We start from the raw sequence: 3,692 nt of genomic DNA, 5'->3' as shown, positions 1-3,692 counted from the left end.
GTTGACCCTTTTCCCTGTTTGGCTTCTCGCAAAGCTCGTCAGGATTATTATGGCAAAATTACCTTTTCTTTTATTCAGGAGTTTGAGGCTTTCACATAACAGTACTTGTCTTTGTATTGAAAAATGTGTCCGTCAGTCAGATTGTCGCCACTGTTATCGGTTCCATAGATAAAATCGGGGTGATGAGGGTTAACTTACTTAACTGGTTTTGATTTTTTCCCACAATATAGGGATTTTAGAGATTGCTTCAGTGGTAAATTCCTGTGCTGCTAAAGTAAACTTGTGGTTAAGGGATCATTCATGATTCAGTCCTCATAATTTTATTCTGCCCTATTTTTCTCGATCAGTCACAGTCCATGACACAATCACAGCATCAGTCTAAACTGTGATTGAAATGATTGAATGAATACTATGATTATATTGTATTCAGCAACCTTTTATCAATAATCAGTCACAGTCCATGACACAATCACAGCAACCACAGTCAAGACGGCATGGGAGAGGAAAGATCCGTGTTATCGTAAAAATGGGGATAGATGGGGAGTTTGGTCTTGCAAAATCGGCAAATAGGGATAAAATCAAAACAAGTTAATTTTTTCCTTACCATATCATGTTAACCCCATCGGATAGTAAATTATCTAAGCAGCAGCGGATTCTCTCGGCTGTTTCCGAAGAAGAACAGCATCTTCAACAGCAACGGATTCAGGAAGTGCTATTGTTAATAGATAGTTTATTCCAAAGAGAGGAAACGACTTTTAGAATTATCATCGACTGTCTTTACGATGTGGGTTCGTTAAATTTAATTAATAAAAAGTTTCATAGTCGTCACTTAAATTTTATCATGAAAGCGATCGCTCGTTTTTCTAAGCCTATATTCAGAATTTATGCTCTCTATTGGGTGAAGAAAAATAGCCCCAAATTAATCACTAATTGGTTGGCTAGTAAGGTTAAATTCTAGCCAAGGATAAACTCCAGAGACAGTAAACAGTGATCAGCTTCTCAAGGCAAGAGGCAACAGTAAAGGGATTGGGGGAGATTCAGCTAATCTAAGGATAGTAACCGGCTACTTAGTTGATGATAGGTGGTGCGTTACGACGGATTGTTACCTTCAATTCAAAGCAGCAATTTTTGCCGTCTAACGCACCCTACCTTTTGCTTCGTACCTCACTATTAAGATCTAGGGACTAAATTTGCACCTGTCTGAGATGACGACGGGGATCGGTGGTACGCTGAGATTTAATTTTCTCGTATAATTCCCGTTCGATCGCCGTTAATTCTTTGGGAGTATCGATGACAATTTTGACTAATTGATCGCCGCGTTGTCCTTTATTATCGATCCAACCTTTGCCTCGTAAGCGCAGGGATTGACCGGAACGAATACCGGCGGGAACTTTTACCGTCACCATGCCATCGGGGGTAGGAACTTCGATCGCTGTGCCTAAAACCGCCTCATCGGGGGTAATCGGGACTTCACAGGTTAAATTATCGCCTTCAAAAGCAAAGAAAGGATGGGGTTCTAATTCCACATCGAGAAATAGATCTCCCCGTTGTTTACTCAAGGGATCGATTAGTCCTTTACCCCGTACCCGGAGACGATTACCGGTTTTGGTTCCTGGGGGGATTTTGATATCGATCATTTCTCCGGCTAAATTAACCCGTTTTTGTACTCCTCGCAAAGCTTCCCCAAAACTCAGACGCAGTTTAGCGGTGGAGATGCCGGAAGTGACAGCTTGCGGTGGAGTACGAGCGCCGGCAAAGTCGTTAAAATTGCTAAAATCGCCAAATCCTCCCCCCGGAGTACCGTAGGAATGGGAACCGGGGCGAGTACCGCCGGGGCTGCCCATGCGACCGAGCAGTTCATTGATAAAATCATCAAAGGTGCTGTACTGGCTAAAGTCAAAACCGGCCGAACCGAAGTCAACCCCCGGATTACCACCCGGCCAATTCGATCGCCCGGACTGTTGCCAATATTGTCCAAATTGATCGTATTTTTGGCGTTTTTCGCTATCGGAGAGGACTTCGTAAGCTTCACTAATTTCTTTAAAACGTTCTTCGGCGCTTTTATCGTTAGGATTGCGATCGGGGTGATATTTGACGGCTAATTTACGAAAAGCTTTTTTAATTTCTTCAGCGCTGGCAGTTTTACCTACTCCCAGAACGGCATAATAATCTTTATAATCTGCGGCAGGCATCGATACGCTATCTCCTTAGCAATGAGGATTCAGTCGGGATATTCCTAATCTAACTTAATTTTATCGTTGTCAGGAGTCGGGAGTCGGTCGTCAGGAGTCAGGAGTCAGAGTATAGGGAAATGGGGAGATAGGGGAATAGGGAAATTTCAACTAATACCCCAAAACCCCAAAACCCTAAAATCCCAACACCCAACACCCTTTTTACCTTTAATGTAACGTCCACTTTTTGACTTTTCACTTTTTACTTTTTATCTGGGGAAATTGCCGACGACGACGATACCAAGTTCCCACACCTACTAACAGAGCAATGAGGGTAAAAGCCAGCATCAGGGGCAATATATCGCCTTTTCCTAAAGATTTTAAACCCGCACCCATCATGACAAAGGGTAAAATTCCGGGGACAGTGCCTAATAAAGTACCGATCAAATAATCGCGAAAACGGATAGAAGTTAATCCCGCAACAAAGTTAACGATACCGTAGGGAATAATCGGTAATAGACGGATAGCAAACATATAAAATAGGCCGCCTTGCTGCATTTCTGCATCGATCGCTTGCCATTTTCCCTGAAATTTTTTGGCGGTATATTCCCGGCCAATAGTACGGGTAAAAGCAAAGGCAACTATAGCGGCCACCAAAGCGGCGATCGTTGTCCAAACTGTTCCCATAACTACCCCAAAGATGGCCCCACCACTGAGGTTTAAGGGGGTAGAAGGCAGAATTAAAATTGTCCCGATCGTATAGAGAATAATATACAAAATGGGAGCCATAATTCCCATTTGTTTTAACCAGATCTGTAATTGTTGGGAGTCGATACCACCGATCAGATAAACTCCGATCGCCGTGGCGATAATACAAATTATGGTTAGGATAATAACACTACTTTTAGTTTTAGACATTTAACGGCAATTTTGGGCTAAGTGCGGGTTGTAAAACATAAGATGCAGCTGGGGTTTATATTTCCCTATTGCCAAAAATATAGCAGAAATCGGCATAGGATCGATCTCGATCTCAATATTAGCGGGCTGCCCTATCTGTCCCCAAATTACCCCCGATATCGGTGTGGGTAGTTCAGTTAATCTCCTCGCAAACCACGATCGAAAAACCATTGACTTTATAGCTATTGGCAATTACTGTCCCTTGATCCACAGACCAACAATTATAATCGGTTTCTGCCCAAGCTGCCGTGTCAATAATTCTTAGCCAACGATAATTATTCGATGACGGGGGAAGACGAAAATCCACTGGCAGATAATACATATTAATTAACACCAAAAAATCGTGATCACCGACGGCACTACCATCAATTAAAAACCAAATAGAGCGATCATGGGCAGTTAAATCGCTAACCCCATCGGTTTTTTTAAATAAATAGGGTCTGCTGAATAAAGCTAAAAACCTTACAGGAAAGGGCTTTTAGCTTGATTGAGAGCTTCCCAAATGCACTTAAATCTGCTAGAATCGCTCAAAACCCCTGCATCTTCTCTCCTTAGTGCTAATGT

General features: G+C 42.5%; 3 protein-coding genes and 1 pseudogene. 1 reads left to right on the top strand and 3 read right to left on the bottom strand.

From position 1 onward, the window contains the following. Positions 1 to 610: 610 nt before the first annotated feature. Positions 611 to 958 carry a hypothetical protein gene (locus tag IM477_RS08455; protein ID WP_287731353.1) on the top strand — a complete coding sequence of 116 codons (348 nt, stop codon included), beginning with the start codon at positions 611 to 613 and terminating at the stop codon, positions 956 to 958. 226 nt (positions 959 to 1,184) lie between these two features. On the opposite strand, the gene IM477_RS08450 is transcribed toward IM477_RS08455, so the two are convergent. The 3 genes and pseudogenes from IM477_RS08450 to IM477_RS23020 form a co-directional block, all read right to left on the bottom strand. Beyond that, positions 1,185 to 2,192 carry a DnaJ C-terminal domain-containing protein gene (locus IM477_RS08450; RefSeq protein ID WP_287731351.1) on the bottom strand — a complete coding sequence of 336 codons (1,008 nt, stop codon included), beginning with the start codon at positions 2,190 to 2,192 and terminating at the stop codon, positions 1,185 to 1,187. Between the two features lie 234 nt (positions 2,193 to 2,426). Then, complete coding sequence (locus IM477_RS08445; RefSeq protein ID WP_287731350.1) at positions 2,427 to 3,089, bottom strand: TVP38/TMEM64 family protein; 663 nt, start codon at positions 3,087 to 3,089, stop codon at positions 2,427 to 2,429. A gap of 172 nt (positions 3,090 to 3,261) precedes the next feature. Further along, positions 3,262 to 3,564, bottom strand: a pseudogene (locus IM477_RS23020) (glycogen debranching protein); the annotation flags it as partial. Positions 3,565 to 3,692 lie beyond the last annotated feature (128 nt).

It is taken from the genome of Microcystis sp. M090S1 (assembly GCF_020246295.1).
Taxonomy (GTDB): domain Bacteria; phylum Cyanobacteriota; class Cyanobacteriia; order Cyanobacteriales; family Microcystaceae; genus Microcystis; species Microcystis aeruginosa.
This window is presented reverse-complemented; position numbering and strand designations above follow the sequence as displayed.

Coding starts and splice junctions, on each gene's coding strand:
- IM477_RS08450 (WP_287731351.1), bottom strand. CDS start 2,192: ATGCCTGCCGCAGATTATAAAGATTATTATGCCGTTCTGGGAGTAGGT.
- IM477_RS08455 (WP_287731353.1), top strand. CDS start 611: ATGTTAACCCCATCGGATAGTAAATTATCTAAGCAGCAGCGGATTCTC.
- IM477_RS08445 (WP_287731350.1), bottom strand. CDS start 3,089: ATGTCTAAAACTAAAAGTAGTGTTATTATCCTAACCATAATTTGTATT.